The sequence below is a fragment of the Pseudomonas sp. M5A4_2d genome (assembly GCF_053345295.1).
Window position 1 is genome coordinate 1,173,723 of record NZ_JBKEZW010000001.1, and the last position, 19,865, is coordinate 1,193,587.

The following is a 19,865-nucleotide window of genomic DNA, read 5'->3' on the forward strand; positions in this document are numbered from 1 at the left end:
CAACATTTCAATGGGCCTCCATCAGCATTGCAGCGGCCGCTGCCAGCGGCCTGTCCAGACCGATGTACAGTGCCGCCAGCCCCAGCAGCGGAATCACGATCAGCAGGGTAAGTACCAGCGCGGGCAATCGCCGGCGCGTGCGGCGGCGCTGCGCCGAGATGCCGAATGACGGCTGGTTGAACAAGGTGCCGGACGTATCCAGCGTGCGCATCTGGCCGTCCCGGGCGATGCGTTGCAGGCATTGCCGACGAAAGTCGTCCAGCTCGCAGGCTGGGCGCGTTGCGTAGTGGCCGGCGAAACCGGCGAGCAACGCCAGGCCAAAGACCTCACGTACGGGACCCGCCTCCTCAGGTAGCGCCTGCCAGCGCTGGAAGAACTCCACCCCAGCCCGAGTGGTAAAAAAGTAGTGACGCTGCAAAGGCGAACGGCGCCAGTCAGCGGCGCCGGGCCACGCGGTGGTCATTGCGGTTTCATCCACCCAGGCCACTACCGCAAACAGCGATTCGCGAACCCATGCCTCGACGTAACCGCGCTCACGGGCGCGACCGGCCGCCACTTCCAGCTGGTTGATAAGGAGTGCTGTGGCGGTGGCGGCCGACGCCGCAGGATCGGCGAACACGGCCCGAGTGCGTTCAAAGATGCCGACCCAGCAGTCGGCCAAGCGACCTTCGTTCATGCGCGTACCACCACCAGCTCGACCAGCATGTCTGCCGGGGCGTTGGGCATAAACAATGCGGCTGCCTGGGTGCTGCAGACTTTTTCCCAGGCTTCGCTCAGTGGCTCCAGGCGGTAATAAAGCGCTCCGGGACGACGGGGCATGCCTTGCGGCGGCACTTGCAGGTAAATCAGCTCGACCCCCGGCAATGCGCGGTTGATCAGGTCCGGCATGTCCTGCGGCGCACCCAACTTGCCATCCAGTTCCAGCTGCTGCGCGAGTCGCGTCGGATCACCATCGCTGCGTACCACCAGGTAATAGCGGTGGCGCGGGCCGAGAAATGCGTCCGGCAAGCTGCTTTGGAATAACCCATCGCTGGGCAGCAACCGCACCAGGAGTTCTGAACCGACGCTGATCTCGTTAAGCAATTGGCCGATCAACCCGGCAGCCAGGGTAATGGCCTGGCCGGAGGTTTCATGCTGATAGGACGTCAGCAGCGATCGACCGTCGCGGGTTTGCCCCAGCATGTCGCAGCGCTCGCTGAACACACTGAGTTCGCCGATCAATTGACGTAGCGTCCCATACACCTGCCACGGCGAAACTTGTGGCGTCTCCAGCAAGTGAGTCAGCAATGGGCCATAACGGTTGAGGATCACCAATGCCAGCAAATTGTGCGTGTGTGCGGCATCGAAGTCGCCGTAACGCGCGTCGCCGGATTGCTTGAACACCTCCAGCTGGCGGGCTCGGCCGACCAATTCGTCACGGGTGTCTCGCAACGTTTGCATCAACGCCGGCGAGGCACCGATCATGACGCAAGGTGCGATGTAACGTTCGGCCAAATGAATGCGGTCACCGTCGTGCTCCAACCGCGCGATAGGCAGCAAGTCATAGGCGCCGAGGTTGTCCAGTTCATCTTCCCAGAACAAGCGCAAAACGTAGGACATTTGCCGCACCAGCGCTTCGGGGGCGTCGCCGTGTCGATCATTCAGTGTGTGCGGGTCGGCCCTTACGGCAAAACGCACGTTGGCTTTTTCGGCGTCTTGCAGGTCTTCGAACACCTGGGCATCCGGCTCGCCCGGCTGGCTGCGCTTGAGGCCGACATACAGCGTGCGGCTGTCGCTGACAAAGTCTGCAAGCGCCAGCGGGCGGCTTTCCAGTGAGGCGTTGCCGGGGTATTCGACCAGGCTGCCGTCGGTAAACCGCACCGACAGTTGTTCAATCCGACATTGACGCGACGCCAGTGCAGCATCATTCAAACACATCGATATCAGCCCCCAGGCATGGGGTTGTTGGCAGGCGAGGGTCCTCGTCACGAGGCTTTCCAGGCGAGCGTCATTCTGCTGAAAGTGCTGCGGCTGCAGGAACAGGCCTTGATGCCAGTAGAGCGGTTTGTCGATGTTCATAGGGCACCTCGACAGAGAGGGGAAACACACGGAACACCGATCATTGGCCGGCGCCAGTCAGGCTGACTTCGCCTTCGACGGGTTGCTCGGTCACCGGTTTTTCCAGCTGGCTTTGCTGGCTGCGCAACAGTGCGTCAGGCCCCAGCAACAGGTTGATGGCCAGCGTTTTCGGGCGGGCGGTCCAGGTTTTACTGAAAAAGCCTGTGGAGGCCACGTCCACGCCAATCCGGTAGAGCTTGACGCTGCGCTGCGGGTCCAAGTGGGCATAGCCGGCGCTGATGCCGACCATTTTTGCCCCCTCCAGGCGTGGCAAACGCACGGTGCGGGTCTGTCCCGGCTCGATAAACAGGCGTGTCAGGCCGATCAGGTCCGGTGGAGCGCTGCTCATCAGCAACAGCTTGCTCAATTGTTGGCTGCTGCCGGTGTAGGCACTGAAGGCGTTCGGTTGAGCGAACTGGGTCACGACCAGCAGGAGGGTGTGTGCCTGGCCGTCGTATTGGTTGAGGTCTTTGTCGGCGGTCAGCGTGAGTTCAATGCTGTCATTGGCGTAGTTCCACTTCAGCTCGTTCAACGCCTGTTGCTGCGGTGTCGGACCACTGCTACAGGCTGTAAGCAACACACCGAGCAACAGCACCGCAAGGGTTTTAAGCGCCACTGTGTTCATCTCAACACCAGCACTTTGGTCTGGCCAGGCGCGCTGACCATGCCCACGGTATTCTGAGGGGCGCCGTTATGCCCGGTCAGGCAGGTCACTCGCACGGCAGGTTTACCGCCGACCGTGACGCAGGTGCTGGCGTTGAGAAAGGTCATTTCGCCCATGATCCGGCCACTGAGCAGGCCGCCTGCGGCACCGGGTTGATCGCCATTGCTGATCGTCACTTTGCTCATCAGCGTCATCGCTGGCATGCCCATCACCAGCACGTTTGACATCAGGCCGCCGGGGTCGGCCATGCGGGTGTCGGCGATGTTGGGATAGGGCATGGGCAAAGGCCCGGTCGGGGTTGGTGTGTTGCACATGTCGGGGGCGGTGGCGGTGGCCACTGCACCATCATTCGTCAGCATGAACATGGGAAGACTCCTAACCGAGTTTGATGCGCTGGCCATCCAGCGCGACGGTGATATCGGCGAACAGGTCAAGGGTTTCGCCACGCAATTGCCAATCGTTTTTCACCTGCTGGCTGACCGAGCCCGCGTACAGCTCTTCGTGCCCTTCCACGCGGCGGCGGCTGTCGCCGAACTCGGCGGTATGGACCTGCACGGTCTGGTGAGCGTGCAACGCCGTGTCATGGCGTTGCAGCCAATGGCTGTCGGCGCGTTCACCGCTGACCTGCAGCGTTTGGGTCGTCAGGCACGCGTGGGTGCTGTGCAGCAGGACGTTAGCGCTGCGCACGGCAAGTGCCGCGCCGGCGTCCAGGCTGATACCGTCCCGCGCCTCTATATGCAGCGCACCTGCCGGCAAGTGCAGGTGCAGGTCGCCGTCCACACTCAAGCGGGCGGGCGTGCTGCTGTCGCGCTCCAGTACGGTGAGGATGTAGCCGCTCGTACCCTCCACGCAGATCAGCACCGCATCCCCGAGTGCCGGGCGCAACAGGCAACCGGCCGCGGGCTTGAGCCAGTAACGGCGCCCGTCGGTACTGACGACACCAAAACGCTCGCCATCCTCGGCATTGATCCGCCCATGGTGCAACGTGGCCGGGTATTGACTGTGCTGCGGGGCTTGCAGTGGCATGGCGTTCTCCTTACAGCGTCGGCTGCCAACGATCGGCAGCCAGGCGCAGCGGGTCGGTAGGGCGAATGTCGTCGAGCCGAGCGCCTTTCCACTGACAGTTGTCCAGTTCGGCGGCGTGCAGGTTGGCGCCAAACAGGTCGGCATCGGTGAAGTCGGCACCGCAGGCGCGCAGATAGATGCATTGGGCGTAGCGCAGGCGGGCCCGCAAGAACTGCGCGCCGGGCAGCACTGCGCCGTTCAGGTTGGCCTGGACCAAGCCACTGTCGGTGAAGTCCGCAGCGTTCAGACGCGCGTCGGTAAAGATGGCCTGGATCAGGTTCGTGGCGATGAACCGCACTCGAGCGCCCTGACATTGGAACAGCGACAGGGCACGGGTCTCGGCGTGGCTCAGGTCAACATCGGTCAGGCTGCTGCGATCAAAGGCACATTGCTCAAGGTGTGCGTCGATCAGGTAGAGGTTGCGCAGCAGGCTGTCGGTCACGCGCACCTGCTGCCATTGCGCCGAGCTGGCATCAGCATCACACAGGCTGACATGGTCCAGTTGGCATTGGCGCATGATGCTGCCGCGCAAATTGGGCACTGAGAATGCGCAGTCAATGAAACTCAGGTTGCTGACACTGGCTTCGTTGAGGTTCAACCCAACGGCCTCGCAGCGTAACCAACGGCCACCGTCGAGGGTTGCCGTGGCCAGGTTTGCCCCATCGAATTGGCAGTTTCTGAAGTCGACCTGACGCAACTGGCTGCGAGAAAAGTGGCTCCCCGCCAGTTGGCAGTCGACCCAGGTACAGGCCTCCAGGTCGGCGTCGTTGAAGCAGGCGTTGCGCGCGTCGACCTGCTCCAGGCGCGCATGGCGCAGCGCAACGCCCCGGAAGTCACCATCGGCCAGGCACAGGTCGCGCAGCACGCCACCCTCTGCGACGCGCGCGCGCAGCTGTTCGGCAGTCATTGATTCAGACATGTTCGAGTTCCTCGGGTAATCGGCAATAGCTCAATAAAGCGCCTTCCAGGCGGGCCCCGACACCTCGGGCGCCTTCGCTGACGACCGCATGCAGATTGCAGTCGCGCAGGTCGGCCTGATCCAGTCGGACTTTGCGTAGGCGGGCTTGCTGCAAGTTGGCGCCCACCCACTGTATTTGGCTGAGGTCACTGCCGGTGAAGTCGGCATTGCGCGCGTCCAGGCGATAACCCTGGCTGCTGCGCAAGTCGCAGCGAATGAGCAGTGCGTTGTGCAGGTGGCTGCCCCGCAGGCTTGCCCCCATCAGTGACGCGTCTTGCAGGCTGGCATTCGCAAGGTCTGCGTTATCCAGGCGAATGCCGGGCAACTGGCAACCCAGGTCCAGTTGCAGTTCGGTGGCGCGGGCATTGGTCAGGTCGATGTCCTGGCCTTCGACCCCTGACCAGGCCGCCGCGTGCAGGCCGGCGCCGGCCAGCCGCGCATGGTCCAACAGGCAGTCGCGCAGGCGTGTTTTGCCTAACTGCGCTTCGCGCAAGTCGATCTGCCGCAGGTCGCAATTTTTCAGGGTGCTGCCGGTCAGGTCGATACCTGGCCAATGCGCGGCAGCCAGCACACAGTGATCAAACGAACAGCGGTGCAGTACCGCACCGGCCAAATCACTGGCAGACAGGTCCAGGCCGACAAAACGTGCGCCTTCCAGGTGGTCACCCCGGGCGTGGGCAGCTTCGAGCAACGCACGAGTCCAGGGGCCGGCCTCAGGGGTTGCGGTGTCGCCGCCGGCAGGAGGGCGCGGCGATTGTTCTTTTACCGAACTGGCCGCCGGCAATTTCGCCCGCAGTGCCTGCATCTTCGCGTTGATCTGCTGCTCTGTCTCACGCATCTCTTGCAAACCGGCGCTCAGTTGCGCGCGCAATGAGGCTTTGCGTGACGCCGGCAGGGGCAGTTGCTCAAGACTGGACATGGGGTCTGTCTTGACGGGCGGCGCGTTTTGTTCAACCTGTCTGATCGCCTCGCGCAGTGCCTCAGGCTTCATGTTCAGGCGTACCGCTGTCTCGTCGAGGAACTTCTCGGTTGCCGCCTCCGCGTGTTCAATGCTGGTTTGGATGCTCGCTTTGAGGGCGGCCGGGTTAAACGGCCGGACCTCGGCCGGCGGGCGTTGCGCCAGTGCGGCGAGGTTAGGCGCAGTCGCCGGGTACTCCGCCGGGTTCAACGGTTTGCCGAAGCGTTTGCCCACGTCGCCAGCGCAGGCCAATACCTTGGCTTGTTCGGCGGCGAAGGCCGCGTAACGGGCATTTATCGTGGCCTGCATACGGTGAATGATGGCGTCTTTGTCGACCGTTGCAGGCGGTATTGGCATGGCCGCAGGAGGCGGCTTTACCGCGGGCCAGAGTTTTTCGCAGCAGGCTGCGGCGGTTTCGCTTGGCGCGTCGGGGTGTTCATACACGGCGCCCAACTGGGCAATATCGGCGCCGTCAAGATCGGCCACGTTGACCTCGGCCCGGTACAGCAGCAACACCCGCTCAACGTCGGGGAATAGCCACACCGTGTCCAGGTCCAGGGGTGGCTCTTCGATCTCTTGTGCCGGTGCCGCTCGCTTGAGAAACACCCGGGCACGGAATGCGGGCAACGTACCGCGAATTTGCGCATGCTGGGGGTGCATGCCGTCAACGCTCCATGCTTCGTTGCCTGCCCAATAGCCTGGGTTGCATTGGTCCTGAGCGACTTCATCAAACCAGCGAGCGTCACAATCCAGAGGCGGGCAGGGTGCCCGGCGTGCTGTCCAGTGTTCATCGCAAGTGCCCCACAAATCGCGGCGTTCACGGCATTGCGGCGGCAGCGGACGCAGGCTGGCAATTGGCAGCGTCTGGCCGGGCACCCGCAGGGGCAAATGTTCGTTTTCGATTTGCGGCAAGGGCATGCCCACGCTGCTGCCGGGGTCCGCCAGATAGCCGCTGCCTTCGGGATTATCCGCCCAGCCGGTGCCGCCGAACGCGTGCTGCAAATCCAACGGCAAACGCAGGAGCGGGCCCGTTGGACGCGCAGTGAGGCCGAGCACCCCGCGCTCCCAGCACCTTGGCGGGTGCAGGTGCAAGGTCTTACTGATGCTTGCGATGTGCACGCGTACGGCCATGCCCGTGTGTTGCTGCTCAGGCGTCAGAGGGTACGCGTCGCCATGCACGGCGAAACTGCCACGGGCCTTTTTCACACCACTGTCGAACGGCTGTTTGTCGAAGCGCTGGCTGAGCCAGGGCAATGCATGTTCAGCGGCCAGCACCTGATGGTCGGCACCGAACAGCAGGCCCACGGTAATTGCCAGGGTGGCAGGCCGTGGCCCCTGTTGACGGGCCAGGGTCAGCAGACTCATGTCGGAATAGGAAAGGTGCATGCTTGAACCCTCGTCAGGAAGAAACGCTTTAAGGCTCGAAGTTGTCGACTACCTGGAGTGCCGCATTGGCCCCGTCGTCCAACCCTCTGGCGACCGCCTCAGCCATTTCGTTGAGCACCTCAAAGGCTTTGAGCCGCGCGGTTTCTTCGGCTTCTATCAGCGCTTGCGTCGGCGTGGGAGGGATATAAACGGCGCCCAACGTTGCATTGGTCGCACTCAGTTCGTCGAGGCTGGTGTAGGTGGCTTTCAACTGGGAGGATACGGTCGCGTTTTTGCAGTTGATATCGCCAGCCACATCGACATTTCCCACGAACCGGGTTTTACCGGTAATGGCCACGTCGCCGTCGATCATGATCGGTTTAGGCGACTGGATCCGAATGCCATCTTGGTTTAATACGATGGAATGCTCAGCGCATTTCAGCGTGATCGAAGTCGTACCGGTCACCGTGTATAGATCGGCAGTCACCTTGTGCAGCTCTGCTTCAAGTTTTGAGACGGAGGCCACCGTTTTGTCGATGAGCTTCTTGTCTTCGGAAATTGCCGCGACCTTTTTCCCGATCTTCTCCCAGACGTAAGTGAACCCGTTACACGACAGTGAAATGCTGACGCCCGACATATTCATGGTGGTAACTTTTCCTTGCACAGTGAGGCTTCCCTTGGCTCCGCCCAGGCTTGCCTCCAACTGGGCTGCCGCCGTCTTGAGTGATGTCGAGAAGGTAGGCGCATTGCTGAATTCGGCCTTTGCGCCAAGGTTGAGCCAGTTCGGGCCGCCCCAATTGACACCTGTGTTGAGTTCCCCCGGTGTTGGTTTAGGTTCGGGTGGCGGAGTCGGCACGGTGATATCCGGGCCCGAGTCGCTGCCACTGGCTGTCGCCGGGTCTCCGGTGCCCATGGATAACGAGTACACGCCGGGCACCTCGTGCGTGAGCGAGGACGATGTCAATTGCATATGGGCGTTGGTGCGCAGTTGCGCGCCGGCGACTTCGCCATTGCCCAGTGTGAAGGTGCTGTTACCGCCAGGCGCGCCCAGTTTCAGATGGGCGGCCCCAGGGTGGTCTTCCATCGCCAGGAAGTGCCCTCCGGCCGTGGAGAAGCCGCTCTGGGTGGCGTTACGCTCAATGACCATGCTCGGGTTTTCCGAGTTTGGCACGCAGCCAACGATAATCGGCCGGTCCGGGTCGCCGCCGAGAAATGACACCAACACTTCACTGCCTTTGAGCAGCGGAAAGTGCATGCCATGGCTGGAACCGGCAGACAACGACACCCTGCGCAGCCATGCCGAACCCCGAGTGCTGGGTTTTTGATCGCGGGTAAACGGGAAACGGACTTTGTAGCAGCCGTGCGGGTTGAGCAGGGGCTTGCCGCTGTCGTCGCCATCCACCACGGCACTCAGTACGCCAAACGCATTGGGTTTTGGGGTTTCCAGCGGCGGACGGAACTGCACCTCGGCAGGGATCACCAGAAAGCGCGTTTGGGTATCGCGGGCCACGTTATCCTCGCCCGTAGCGGGCAGTGGTTGTTGCCCGCTGTGGTGCACTTCAAGCACTTGATAAGCCGCATTCATGCAGGGCCGCGCATGCCCGGCCAAGACCATTGAACCGCCTGATCGAAGGCCGGTGACATGGCCGCTGCCATGGAACAGCCGATGACGGCATCCCAGCGCCTGGGCACGGCGTTGCGCCAGCCAGATGCCCTGAGCGTGACTGCCAAAATGCTCACCATAGAGGCCATAGTCGCCGCTGAACGCTGGCGAGGCGCTCGGGGCTTGGGCATCTTCGGCGACGCTACCGGCCGCCACCGACGCTGTGCTGTGTAGCGCCAGTTGTGCATTGCTGGCAGAAAAGTCCTGTAGCACCACCTGCTCCGGTTGCACCACAGTGCGACGGATAAAGGTGTGCGCTACCGCCTGAAGACCGTTGTTCAGTGCGGTGTCCAAGGGGCGGTACAGCACCGGCAGCACTGCCTTGGGTTGGGCGCTGCGATCACTGCAAATGATCAGGGCTTCCTGCTGATCCTGCTGCTCGAAGAAGTAGTAGCAGCCGCTGTATTCCAACAGGCGCGACAGAAAGTCGAAGCTGGATTCTTCGTACTGGCAGGTAAAGTTGGCTTGCGTATGGGGGATGTCGTCGCCCCGCAGGCGTACGTCAAAATCGAAGGCGGCCGTGCTGATGCTGTCCGAGCCCTGGCCTTCACGTGTCAGGTCGGCATTTTTGAGGATGTCGCGGACCAACTCCGGCAGGTTTTTGTCCAGCCAGATTTCGCTGAAGCGCTGCTGGCGCAGCCGGGTGATGCGCGGCTCCAGCACCACACGGCAATAGTGGTAAAGATCATCGGCGTCCAACAGTTCCACCGACGTGACGATGCCGTGGTACGGGTGAGCGGCGCCCAGGGTGTCAAACAGGGTCAGGTGCGCGACTGCACCGAGCATGGCATCTTCGTTCAGTAACGGGTTCAGCGATGCCAGTACCACCTCGAAGCGATAGGGCCGTGACAGCACGTCTTCACCCTGCCAGCGGGCGACCAGCAGGGGTTCCAAGGCGAGCGCGTCACTGAGGAAGGTGCACAGAGGTTGCTCGGTCAATGTCATGGTCTGAACTCCTGGTTACCTGCGCAATCGAGTCACGGGGCCACTGTAGGGCGGGCCCGTTTTTTTTGCGCTCGGGTAAAGACCTGATTGTTCAGCTGTCCAGGGCGTCGATCCGCCAGCCACCGCTGGCGTCGAGATCGACGCGGATGGCACTGAGCACGCGCTGCTCGGCCATCGCCGTGAGCAGCACGTCTGACAGGCGCGGCGTCAGGCTTTTGCGCAACATAAAGTCAATGTTGCGCGCGCCGTTTTGGACGTTCGTGCAGCGCTCGTCGAGAGTGCGCGCGACCGACGCGCTGAAGCACAGGCGTACCTTGGCCGATGCCAGCAGGCGCGACGCCAGGCGCTGCAGCTTCAGCTCGACAATGCTCGCCAGGTGTTCTGCTTGCAGGGTGAAGTAAGGCACCACGGTCATGCGGGCGAGCAACGCCGGTTTGAAGTGCGACGACAGCATGGGCTGAATCCGCTCCACCAGCGTGTCGGCACTCGGGCGTTCGCCGGCACACACTGCGCTGATTTCATCGCTCGCCAAGTTGCTGGTGAGAAATATCACGGTGTTGCTGAAGTCGATTTGGCGGCCTTCACCGTCGGAAAGGACGCCCTTGTCGAACACCTGATAAAACAGGTTGACCACCTCCAGATGGGCCTTTTCCACCTCGTCGAGCAGCACCACCGAATAGGGCCGACGGCGCACGGCTTCTGTCAGCAAGCCACCTTCTCCATAACCCACATAACCGGGAGGCGAGCCGACCAGGCGACTCACCGTGTGCTTTTCCTGAAACTCACTCATGGCGAGCGTGGTCAGTGCGTGTTCGCCGCCAAACAAGTGATCGGCCACGGCGAGTGCTGTTTCGGTTTTACCGACACCGGAAGGGCCCACCAGCAGGAACACGCCCAAGGGTTGTTGCGGATCGCGCAGACCCGATTGTGCCGCCTTGAGTATGTCGGTGATGCATTGGACGGCGGCGTCCTGGCCATGAATCCGGGTGTTGATCGTGGCGGCCAACGACATGACGCCGCCGGCGCTATCGCGCAAGACCTTGCCCAGCGGGATGCCGGTCCAGTCAGACACGACTTTGGCGATGGCGTCCGGACCGACCTCGGTGAACAGCAATGGGTCGTCACCTTGCAGGTGCGCCAGGCTGTCACGGGCCTCAGCCAGCCTTGCCGGCCAGTCCTCAAGGGTTTGCGCCTGGGCGCGCACCTCAAGCACGCGATATGCAGCAGCACGCTCCAACTGCCAGCGGTGTTCCAGCGTCTGGTACTCGACACCCAGTTGAATGAGTGTTTGCTCGATGGCCTGTATACGGCCAGGGTCCACCGGGTGGCCATGGCGTTGATCGCGTTCCAGGGCCTCGCGCTCGCGGGACAAGGCGCCTTGATGCCGTTCGAGCTGTTCCAGGTTCGCGGGCCGTGTGTCCAGGCCAATACGCACGCGCGCACTGGCCGTGTCTAGCAGGTCGACAGCCTTGTCGGGCAACAACCGCCCTGTGACATAGCGGTCGGACAGTTCGGCGGCGGCGGTAATTGCATCATCGCGAACGCTGACACCGTGGACTTTTTCATAGTGGGGCTTGAGGCCTCGCAGAATCAGCACAGCGGTTGCTACGCTCGGCTCCTCAAGCTTGACGAGCTGGAAGCGGCGGGCGAGGGCAGGGTCTTTTTCGAAGTGCTTCTTGTACTCGCCCCAAGTGGTTGCGGCGATGGTGCGCAGCTCTCCCCGGGCCAGCGCAGGCTTGAGCAGGTTGGCGGCGTCAGTGCCACCGGTCGGCCCCCCGGCGCCAATCAGCATGTGGGCTTCGTCGATAAATAAAATGATCGGCACGGTGGACGCTTTAACCTCGTCGATCACCGCGCGCAGGCGACTCTCGAACTCACCTTTGACACTGGCACCGGCCTCCAACAGGCCCATATCGAGACTCAGCAGCCGTGTGTTGCGCAGAAAATCCGGGACATCGCCCTGGTGGATAGCCAGCGCCAGGCCCTCGACCACGGCGGACTTACCAACGCCCGGTTCGCCGACCACAATGGGGTTGTTCTTGCGGCGTCGGGCGAGGATATCCACCATCTGGCGAATTTCCTGGTCACGTCCGAACACTGGGTCAATACCACCCTTGGCGGCCTTGGCGGTGAGGTCTTCGCAGAACCGCGCGATGGTGTTTTCGCGATTGACCCCAGCGCTGGTATCAGGCGCGCTGCCGCCCGGCGCTGCGCTTTGCAGGTGCGCCAATGGGCCTTCGCTGGAACCAGCGACGATATCGGCGAACTGATTACCCAGGCGCTCGCGTGATACGCCCTTGAGCAGTTCGCCGTAACGGGTGCCCGCCGTGTAGTAACCCAGGCGCGTGACCAAGGCGAGCAGCAACGTCCCGGCGCGGATGCTGGGGCTGCCGACAATCAGCGAAGCCGCGATCCAGGCGTCCTGCACCCACTCGGTCAACAGCGGTGAAAAGACCGGGCGTCCCGGATTACCTCGCTTGAACTGGGCCAGGCTATCGTCAAGCCGGGCTGACAGGCGTAAGGGGTCTACCTCGAAATACGCAAGAATCAACGCAATATCACCCTGCGGGTCCTGCAGTAATTGGTGCAGAAAATGCTCGATCGTAATCTCGTAATGGGCGCGCGCCAGCGTCATGCCGGCGCTGTTTTCCAGGGCGTGATTGCTGAAGGTATTGAGCCTGGCAAATAACGGCTTGAGTTCTACCTGAATCATTGTCCGGTCCTCGATTGAGCGCCGGGACTTTGCGCCCCGGCCAGCGTGAATACCGCCTTGCCCTGTTCGACTGTGCGCCCCAACCAGGTGTTGGTGCCCAGGCGCTGCCAGCTGTCACCCAAACGCGTGCCACGCTGTTGTTCTGGTTTAAGGCTCAGCACCAGCCGGCATTTGAGCGGGGTGTGCAGGTACAACGCGGTTAATCGTTCGATACGTTTGTAGAGTGCGGCGCCCGGCATCAGCAGGTGAAAACGCAAGGCGTCCAGGGGGCCGATACGGATGTCCAGAGTGCTGGTGCGGTCGCTGACCTGTTGCCCGAGCAGGCTGTCCTGCCCCAGCACGTTGCCCTGCAGACCCAACCGGCAGCGGGACTGGTCATCAATCGGCACTTGGGTCAGCACGCAGGGCACGACTTCGACGGGATCGCCGTCCAGTGTGCTGCTGAGCAGTTGTTCCAGGCCGAGCGCCGAGCGCGGGAACTGGTTGAAGATGCCGGCGTAGCGCACTAATTGCGGTGCATGCTGGCGCCACTGCGGATCGGCATCGGCCAGGCCGATCAGCGAGCGCACCAGGTTGAGACGGCTCAGGTCACGACGCTCGCCGATAGCCATCCACAGACGGTGTTTTTCCCAGGCACGAAACAGCAGCGGGTACAGCGCGGCATGCACGATATCGAGAAAATCACGGCCGGCGCTGCGGCCTTGCAGCTGCTCGTCGATCAGGTCTTCGGTGTAGAACGTCGGCAGCGGTGAGGTCACGCCATACAAGCCAAAGAAGCTGGCTTGCAGGTGATAACGCCCGCTGTCGTCCTGGTCAATGGCTAAAATATCGCTCTCGGGGAATCCCAACCCCAGGCCAGGGCGCACGCGTACGCCATCGCTGAAGGCGTTATCGTCCGGGAAGCGAAGACGCAGCAAGCGCAACGCCTGGAAAAAAGCATAGTCGCGACCGTTGGCCAGCAAGGCGTCCTGAGTCATAGCAGGCGCTGCCGGCCGATTTTCGCCGGCCACGCCAGTGTTTCCTGATTAACGCTGTCGTACAGGTTGAGCGCTACGAAGCTGTTGAGCGCGACACTGCCGGCAAAGAACTCATCGAGTACCACGCCAAACAGGTAAAGTCCTCCGGCCCCCAGGAAATGGTCGCCGCGGCACTCCAGGTGCACCACCGTACCTTCGATGGGCAGGCCGTTGATGAAGCGTCGCTCCTGCGTGGCAAAGACTTTTTCAATGCCGTTGATCCGTCGATTGTTGGCGTCTTGCCCACCCTCATCGGCGCTCGGCAGGTAGAGTTTGAGCAGGCTCTTGAGGTAATCGGCGTCCAGCAGTTTGAAGTGGTTGGCGTTCAGCTGGGAAAGCATGCGCCACAGCAATCGGTCCTGGTATTTGGGCGGATGGCAGGGGGTGATGCCACGAATGTTGCGCAGGGTGACGCGCGCCGGGGTGTTGTCCATTGGCTGGTTGAGGTCCCCGGGGTGCAAGCTCTCGGGCAGCGGGCCGTCAGTGCACAGCAGCGAGATCGACAGGGTGAGGTCTTCCGGCGATTGACGGTCGACATACGGCAGGCTGATGAAGTGCTCGTAATCACGCGGGTCATTGCTGCCCTGGCGAATGCGCAGGTTGAACGCATCACGCTGGTAAATGGTGTGGAAGGGTTTTAAGGTTTTTTCGTTGCCGGTGCCCGAATAGGCGCTGACACTCAGCACCGAATGAATGCGCAGGCGTTGGCGCTGGGACTGGTTCGCAGGCTGGATGCGATATTCGGGTTGGCGGTGATCGACCCTGAGCGGGTGAGCGTCCTGGGTGAACAGGTTGACCGCGGGTGTCACCCCGAGCATGAAGCTGTTTTCGGTTATCGAGGGTGCCCACGACGGCACTTTGTCCAACACCAGCTTTACGCTCATGCGGGTGTGTTCGCCTCGATGGCGCCAGCGCTGCAAACCGCTCAAGCGCACAAACAGGAATTTTTCCGGCAACGCGAAATACTCCTGCAAGCCTCGGTAGGCCGGGTGTGCGGCGTCCGGGTAGGGCAACAACGCGTGCTCACGATCAAAGCCGCACGATTGGATGTGGTTTGCCGACAGCAGCGTTATCGGTTGGCCTTCACCCTGGATGCGTATTTCGCGCACATGCTGGTCCAGCAGACGGAGCAGGGCGCAGGCTTCGCTGAAGGTATCACCGAGGTAGAAAGTCAGGCTGTCGGCCTTGAAGTCATCGGGCGCGACGGTCAGCGCAAGGTCCAGCACCAGGCAACGGCTGTCTGAGGTTCCGCCCTCCCAGCGCGCACCGGTTAGCGTGACCGGCTCAAGGTCGACTGGCATCGTGCTGCGAAAGCTCACTCGATGGCCATCAATGGGCACGGAAGCCACTTCGCAGCCGGTATCGATAGCTTGTGTCTGTGACAGCGCTGTTCGCGGCGCGAACTGCAGCAGCGTCATGCACGGCAGCGGCTGCAAATACTGCGGATAAAGCAACTGCGCCAGCTCTTGGACAAATTCGGGAAACTCGTCATCCAACCGCTGGCGCACCATGCCCGTCAGGAAAGCCACGCCTTCGAGCAGGCGCTCCACATCCGGATCACTGGCGGAGCCACTGCCAAGCAAGGGCGCCAGCGCAGGGTTACGCTGGGCAAATTCATCGGCCAGATGCCGCAGGTTATTCAGTTCACTTTGGTAGTAGAAGTTCTGCACAGTCCACCTAGCGCATCGACAGCGAGACGCGCCCGTCGCAGGAGACGAGGGTCGATAAGTGGATGGGGATGTCGCGGTCATTGATCGCGACCAATCCGTCGAGCATGAAGCGCAACGACAACACCTCGCGACCGTGTTCGGCCAGGGTGATGCAGGGTGATTTCAGACGCGGTTCGTAACGCGCAACCATGCGTGTCATGTGGTCGATGATTTGCGCCGTTTCTCCGGTGGCGAAACTGCCGGCCAGGTTGGTGAAGTCGGGCACCCCGAAATCCGGGTCTATCGGCACGCTGCCTTGGCGAGTGTTAAGGATCCGGCTCAGATGCTCCATCAGTGAGTCCAGCAGCACTTGAGCCTGGGTCAGGTGAGAGCGTTCGCTGCCCAGTTGCAGGGCGCCAATGCGTTCCAGCAGGCGTTTTTCTTTCATCACCGATCCCTCAATCACTCATGATTCAACGGTTGCGGCCATCGGCAGGGCGGATGACCGCAGAGTGAACAGCGCGCAGCTTTCAGCTCTTGTCCAGCTTGCCGACCAGCGACAAGGTGAACGAAGCCCCCATGTACTTGAAATGCGGCCGGACCTTGAGGCTCACGCGGTACCAGCCTGGGTCACCTTCGACGTCGTTTACGGAAATGTCCGCCTGGCGCAATGGCCGACGGCTGCGCACGCCCACGGCAGGGTTGTCCATGTCGGCGACGTATTGACGGATCCAGCCATTGAGCTCCGACTCCAGGTCGCCGCGCTCTTTCCAGGTGCCAATGTTTTCGCGCTGGATGACCTTGATGTAGTGAGCCAGGCGACTGACCACGAAGATGTAGGGCAACTGGGTGCCGAGCTTGTAGTTCAACTCCGCTTCCTTGCCTTCTTTGTCATTGCCAAAGTACTTGGGTTTCTGACAAGAGTTGGCGGAGAAGAACGCGGCGTTGTCGGTGTTCTTGCGCATGGTCAGGGCAATAAAACCCTGCTCGGCCAGCTCGAACTCCCGCCGCTCGGAGATCAGCACGTCGGTCGGGATTTTGGTCTGCACCTCACCCATGGCTTCGTAGTTGTAAATCGGCAAGTCGCTGACGGTACCGCCGCCTTGCGGGCCGATGACGTTGGCACACCAACGGTACTGGGCGAAGCTGTCGGACAACCGGCTGGCAAAGGCGAAGGCGGCATTGCCCCACAGGAAATCGTGGTTGCTGGAGGTCACGCTTTCGTTGTAACGGAATTTTCTGACTGGCACCGTTTCTTCCCCGTAGGGCGTGCGCAGCAGGAAGTGCGGCAACGTCAGCCCCACAAAACGTGAGTCTTCACTCTCGCGAAACGCATTCCACTTGATGAACTGCGGGCCTTCGAATACGGCTTGCAGGTCTTTCAGGTTGGGCAACTGGGAAAAACTCTCGACGCCAAAGAACTGCGGGCCTGCCGCCGCGATGAAGGGTGTGTGCGACATCGTCGATACGGACGCGATGGACTGCAGCAGCTTGATGTCCTGTGAGCCAGGGTTGAACTCGTAATTGCCGATGATGGCGCCGAACGGCTGGCCGCCGAACTGTCCGAATTCTGCGCTGTAAACGGCCTTGTACAGACCCGAGCGCGTGATCTCCGGGGCGTCTTCAAAGTCGTCCAGCAGCTTTTGCTTGGACACACTGAGAATTTCCAGGCGGTTGTTTTCACGAAAATCGGTACGGTCGACCAAAAATTTCAACGAGCGCCATGACGCTTCGAGCGCCTGGAAACGCTCATGATGCAAAATAGCGTCGACTTGACGGCAGAGCTTGGCGTCCAACGCTGCAATCATGTCGTCGATCAGGTTGGCGCTGACTTTTTCGACCGCGCGGCTGGGTTCCAGCAACTGTGCGACAAAGGCCTCCAGACCTTGGCGCGTCACCGCGTAGGCCTCGTCGCCAGGCTTTATTCGCGCGGTATGGATCAATTGATCCAGCAGCGAACCCTCCTGTTGCGTCGCAGACGCTTGCGTGGCCGGGTTTTGCGTTGCTTCTTGGGTCATGGCTTTACTCCTTTTCCTCAACGCCCAACTCACCGAGCAAGCGGGCACGCGCACCGTCGTCTTCGATCAATGCCTGTAATTCCTTGCGAAAGTCGGGCACGTTACCCAGTGGGCCTTTCAACGCTTTGAGTGCATCACGCAGGGCGATCAACTGGCCGAGTTCCGGTACCTGCTCAACCAGGGCGTCCGGTTCAAAGTCACGAATCGATTCGAACTTCAGATTCACCGCCAGACGCTCGTCTGGCGTTGCGTCATCCGAGAGGCGGTTGGCGATGGATAGTTGCAGGCTCAGGTTCTGGCCTTTGAGCACGTCGGTGAAGTTGTCCTTGTCGACGCGAATCGGCTTGAGTTCTTCGACAGGTGTCTGGTCTTCACGCAGGGTGAAGTCACCGATCACCAATTGCTTGAGCGGCAGCTCGACCTGTTCCTGGGCATCGCCCGTCGCAGGTTTGTAGACAATATTGACGCGCTCTTTAGGCGCAACGGAACCGTCACTTGCCATGGTGTTTCTCCTCAGTGAGCGACTCGCAGAGGCGGTCGCGTCGTGTCAGGGGTTCAGTCGGTTGCGGTACAGGCGCTGCGCTTGCGCCAGAACCCGTTGAGGTCCAGGCGTGACAATCGCCGTGACCATTCAGACGAATTGCTGTGCTCAAGCATCATTTCAAGCAGCGGCTTGACCAACTCAGGCTCCCATTGCTCCAGATTGAGCTCGTCGGCCCGGGCCAGCAGGCCTTCCAGCGCGATACGCAGATCAGGGTGGGGGTCGAACCGATAAACCAGCACGCATTGCGAGGCACTCAGCCTGAAACGGTCGCGCGCGCTGGCGGTATGGGCGATGCAGCGCTGCAGTTCGGCTAACCCATCATTCAGCCGACCTTCATTGGCCATACGCCGAGCGTCTTCTACGCAGGTCTCGATAGCGTCCTTGGGGGCGACTACGGGCGTCATCGGCGCCAGGTTTTCCAGCCACGTTCGGGTGGCGCCATCGGCAAAAGGCATGCCGTCGGCGAAGGTCAGATCGATAACGCCAGGCAGGCGGCTTACCAACCCTTGCACCTCGTGCGCTATGGCCTGGGCAGCAGCGCTCGCACCCGCCTGTAAAAGGGCGGTGTGGCTTATGCGGTTAAGGTCGAGCCAAAAGGGGTAGCTGCTCAGCCGGCCTTCACAGAAACGCGCGATATCCAGCGGCTCGGCGACTTCCTGCAAACGCAGGAGACTCTCCCGCAGAGTAAGGGGCGGAGAGGGCAGGCGAGTGTTTCGACCCTGGCTGGGGGGAAGCGCTTCGAGCGTGATCCACAGTGCCTGGCGATTCAGCCGATAGGTCAAGGGCAGAGCAGGGCGCTGATCCAGGCAGTAGGCGTGTACCGGACGCAGCGACTCGAACACCTTTTCTACGTTGCTGACGATGGCCTCATCGCCGTCCAATAAGGTCACTGTCGGGCTGATGACCATGGGCAGGGCGCCGGTCGCGACGTCAGCGGGCGTGGATTGCGCGGCTGGCGACGTCGTGCCCTGTGACGGCTCTTGGGTTTTGCTACGGGTCAGTTGCTCCAGGCGCCGACGAACTCTGGCAAAGCTCGGGGCCTGTTCGTCCTGCGTGCGCCAGAACGCATCAATGGCCTCCCAGTCGCTGATCAAACGCTCAGCCGCCAGGGTGTCCAGCGGTTCAAAAGGCTCTTCCAGCGTCTTGTCCAGCCACTCGATCAGCCATTGCGCTTGATTGCGCCGAGCCCGCAAGCGCGAGACGGGGGGTGTCAGGGTGTGCCAATAGAGGTCCAACATCTCTCTGAGCAGATGAACCCCGGCGCTTAGCCCAGCCATTGCGCGCAGCCGAGTCCAGGCACACAGCAGCCAAATGGCGACACTGAGGTCTTTACCTTCGGATTTCAGAATGCCTTCGCAGAGTGTCGACAGGCGCTGCCAATCCACCGCCTCAAGCGCATGGATATTGTTGAGCTTGTCGATCTCTGCCTGAGCCGCAGCAAACGCATCACCCTCGCGGGGGTTGTGACCTGCCGGGTATTGTTCGTTGATGGGATAAGCCCCCAACTGATCCTGGTCACCATGCATAGTTCGTTTGCCTTCTACTGCCTGCTTAAAGGAGTCGTGCGAGGGCCCGAGGCAATACACGAAGGGCCAGGGGCTTGACGACTAAGCAGTACCGTAGGGGATGGGGGCGATTCATCCCATCAGGTCAACACCTGAAAGTGCGGGCGAACAGGTCGGGTTTTATGCAGGCGTTTGCAGAAGTTGCATACGAAGGAAGACATGCAGCATCGTTGGCTAGAGAGAAAATGAGAGCCCTTTGAGCGACATGGCGGGCTCTTATGGCCTTGAACGGTTGCGCGCTATCCTGAAGCCAAGAGTTTTTTAACTTCGGCAATGATCAAATCGATATTGAATGGCTTTGCCAATACAGCATCGAACAAATCTGATCTCTGCATACCGATATGTGCCTGAGCACCGCTCATCAAGATGATCGGCAAATCACTGGCGCAAGGAAGGGCTCGGACGGCGGTGGCGAATTCCAGGCCGTCCATGACCGGCATCATGAAGTCGGTAATGATCAGTGCAGGCCGTTCTCTGTCCAGCACCTCGAGTCCTTTTCGACCATTGCTCGCCGTCACCACCATGAACCCCTCATCCTCCAGTGCGAAGCTGAGAATGTCAGCGATCAGATACTCGTCGTCGACGACCAGGATGGTGGTCATGTTAATTCAACCCACTTAAAAGCTTAAGAAATCGAACCGGGAG

The 19,865-nt window shown here is 61.2% G+C and carries 16 protein-coding genes; all 16 read right to left on the bottom strand.

Features of this window, described 5'->3' with window-relative positions; all coding sequences use genetic code 11:
• Positions 1-7: 7 nt before the first annotated feature.
• The 16 genes from ACLBW8_RS05345 to ACLBW8_RS05420 all read right to left on the bottom strand — a co-directional run bounded on the left by ACLBW8_RS05345 (position 8) and on the right by ACLBW8_RS05420 (position 19,822).
• The gene (locus ACLBW8_RS05345; RefSeq protein ID WP_447804796.1) at positions 8-676 is read right to left on the bottom strand and encodes a DotU family type IV/VI secretion system protein; all 669 of its coding nucleotides are present in this window, start codon (positions 674-676) and stop codon (positions 8-10) included.
• A complete protein-coding gene (tssK, locus tag ACLBW8_RS05350) occupies positions 673-2,058 on the bottom strand; it encodes a type VI secretion system baseplate subunit TssK (RefSeq protein WP_447804797.1) in 1,386 nt (461 codons plus the stop codon). The genes ACLBW8_RS05345 and tssK overlap by 4 nt, the downstream gene beginning before the upstream one ends.
• Positions 2,059-2,098: 40 nt before the next feature.
• Positions 2,099-2,722, bottom strand: a complete 624-nt coding sequence (gene tssJ, locus ACLBW8_RS05355) for a type VI secretion system lipoprotein TssJ (protein ID WP_447804798.1) — start codon at positions 2,720-2,722, stop codon at positions 2,099-2,101.
• Complete coding sequence (locus ACLBW8_RS05360; RefSeq protein WP_447804799.1) at positions 2,719-3,126, bottom strand: DUF4150 domain-containing protein; 408 nt, start codon at positions 3,124-3,126, stop codon at positions 2,719-2,721. The genes tssJ and ACLBW8_RS05360 overlap by 4 nt, the downstream gene beginning before the upstream one ends.
• Positions 3,127-3,136: 10 nt before the next feature.
• Positions 3,137-3,787 carry a DUF3540 domain-containing protein gene (locus tag ACLBW8_RS05365; protein ID WP_447804800.1) on the bottom strand — a complete coding sequence of 217 codons (651 nt, stop codon included), beginning with the start codon at positions 3,785-3,787 and terminating at the stop codon, positions 3,137-3,139.
• Positions 3,788-3,797: 10 nt separating this feature from the next.
• A complete protein-coding gene (locus tag ACLBW8_RS05370; protein ID WP_064452390.1) occupies positions 3,798-4,745 on the bottom strand; it encodes a pentapeptide repeat-containing protein in 948 nt (315 codons plus the stop codon).
• On the bottom strand, positions 4,738-7,128 hold the full coding sequence (locus tag ACLBW8_RS05375) for a DUF2169 family type VI secretion system accessory protein (RefSeq protein WP_447804801.1): 2,391 nt from the start codon (positions 7,126-7,128) through the stop codon (positions 4,738-4,740). The genes ACLBW8_RS05370 and ACLBW8_RS05375 overlap by 8 nt, the downstream gene beginning before the upstream one ends.
• A 28-nt stretch (positions 7,129-7,156) precedes the next feature.
• The gene (locus tag ACLBW8_RS05380; RefSeq protein WP_447804802.1) at positions 7,157-9,715 is read right to left on the bottom strand and encodes a type VI secretion system Vgr family protein; all 2,559 of its coding nucleotides are present in this window, start codon (positions 9,713-9,715) and stop codon (positions 7,157-7,159) included.
• 91 nt (positions 9,716-9,806) lie between these two features.
• On the bottom strand, positions 9,807-12,428 hold the full coding sequence (gene tssH / locus ACLBW8_RS05385; RefSeq protein WP_447804803.1) for a type VI secretion system ATPase TssH: 2,622 nt from the start codon (positions 12,426-12,428) through the stop codon (positions 9,807-9,809).
• Complete coding sequence (gene tssG, locus ACLBW8_RS05390) at positions 12,425-13,405, bottom strand: type VI secretion system baseplate subunit TssG (RefSeq protein WP_447804804.1); 981 nt, start codon at positions 13,403-13,405, stop codon at positions 12,425-12,427. The genes tssH and tssG overlap by 4 nt, the downstream gene beginning before the upstream one ends.
• Positions 13,402-15,114, bottom strand: a complete 1,713-nt coding sequence (tssF, locus tag ACLBW8_RS05395) for a type VI secretion system baseplate subunit TssF (RefSeq protein ID WP_447804805.1) — start codon at positions 15,112-15,114, stop codon at positions 13,402-13,404. The genes tssG and tssF overlap by 4 nt, the downstream gene beginning before the upstream one ends.
• Before the next feature lie 7 nt (positions 15,115-15,121).
• Positions 15,122-15,541 (bottom strand): type VI secretion system baseplate subunit TssE, encoded by a 420-nt coding sequence (gene tssE, locus ACLBW8_RS05400; protein ID WP_221294707.1) that lies wholly within the window; start codon positions 15,539-15,541, stop codon positions 15,122-15,124.
• Between the two features lie 82 nt (positions 15,542-15,623).
• Positions 15,624-17,111: a type VI secretion system contractile sheath large subunit gene (gene tssC / locus ACLBW8_RS05405; RefSeq protein ID WP_407016931.1), complete on the bottom strand. Its 1,488-nt coding sequence runs from the start codon at positions 17,109-17,111 to the stop codon at positions 15,624-15,626.
• 4 nt (positions 17,112-17,115) lie between these two features.
• Positions 17,116-17,613: a type VI secretion system contractile sheath small subunit gene (tssB, locus tag ACLBW8_RS05410; RefSeq protein WP_064452398.1), complete on the bottom strand. Its 498-nt coding sequence runs from the start codon at positions 17,611-17,613 to the stop codon at positions 17,116-17,118.
• Positions 17,614-17,666: 53 nt separating this feature from the next.
• Positions 17,667-19,181 carry a type VI secretion system protein TssA gene (gene tssA, locus ACLBW8_RS05415; RefSeq protein WP_447804806.1) on the bottom strand — a complete coding sequence of 505 codons (1,515 nt, stop codon included), beginning with the start codon at positions 19,179-19,181 and terminating at the stop codon, positions 17,667-17,669.
• Between the two features lie 278 nt (positions 19,182-19,459).
• Positions 19,460-19,822 carry a response regulator gene (locus ACLBW8_RS05420; protein WP_447804807.1) on the bottom strand — a complete coding sequence of 121 codons (363 nt, stop codon included), beginning with the start codon at positions 19,820-19,822 and terminating at the stop codon, positions 19,460-19,462.
• Positions 19,823-19,865: the final 43 nt, after the last annotated feature.

Excerpts from the sequence above, each read along its gene's own strand:
- tssC (WP_407016931.1), bottom strand. The coding sequence starts at position 17,111 with ATGACCCAAGAAGCAACGCAAAACCCGGCCACGCAAGCGTCTGCGACG.
- tssE (WP_221294707.1), bottom strand. The coding sequence starts at position 15,541 with ATGAAAGAAAAACGCCTGCTGGAACGCATTGGCGCCCTGCAACTGGGC.
- ACLBW8_RS05380 (WP_447804802.1), bottom strand. The coding sequence starts at position 9,715 with ATGACATTGACCGAGCAACCTCTGTGCACCTTCCTCAGTGACGCGCTC.
- ACLBW8_RS05345 (WP_447804796.1), bottom strand. The coding sequence starts at position 676 with ATGAACGAAGGTCGCTTGGCCGACTGCTGGGTCGGCATCTTTGAACGC.
- ACLBW8_RS05360 (WP_447804799.1), bottom strand. The coding sequence starts at position 3,126 with ATGTTCATGCTGACGAATGATGGTGCAGTGGCCACCGCCACCGCCCCC.
- tssG (WP_447804804.1), bottom strand. The coding sequence starts at position 13,405 with ATGACTCAGGACGCCTTGCTGGCCAACGGTCGCGACTATGCTTTTTTC.
- tssA (WP_447804806.1), bottom strand. The coding sequence starts at position 19,181 with ATGCATGGTGACCAGGATCAGTTGGGGGCTTATCCCATCAACGAACAA.
- ACLBW8_RS05365 (WP_447804800.1), bottom strand. The coding sequence starts at position 3,787 with ATGCCACTGCAAGCCCCGCAGCACAGTCAATACCCGGCCACGTTGCAC.
- tssK (WP_447804797.1), bottom strand. The coding sequence starts at position 2,058 with ATGAACATCGACAAACCGCTCTACTGGCATCAAGGCCTGTTCCTGCAG.
- tssH (WP_447804803.1), bottom strand. The coding sequence starts at position 12,428 with ATGATTCAGGTAGAACTCAAGCCGTTATTTGCCAGGCTCAATACCTTC.
- tssJ (WP_447804798.1), bottom strand. The coding sequence starts at position 2,722 with ATGAACACAGTGGCGCTTAAAACCCTTGCGGTGCTGTTGCTCGGTGTG.
- ACLBW8_RS05370 (WP_064452390.1), bottom strand. The coding sequence starts at position 4,745 with ATGTCTGAATCAATGACTGCCGAACAGCTGCGCGCGCGCGTCGCAGAG.
- ACLBW8_RS05375 (WP_447804801.1), bottom strand. The coding sequence starts at position 7,128 with ATGCACCTTTCCTATTCCGACATGAGTCTGCTGACCCTGGCCCGTCAA.
- tssB (WP_064452398.1), bottom strand. The coding sequence starts at position 17,613 with ATGGCAAGTGACGGTTCCGTTGCGCCTAAAGAGCGCGTCAATATTGTC.
- ACLBW8_RS05420 (WP_447804807.1), bottom strand. The coding sequence starts at position 19,822 with ATGACCACCATCCTGGTCGTCGACGACGAGTATCTGATCGCTGACATT.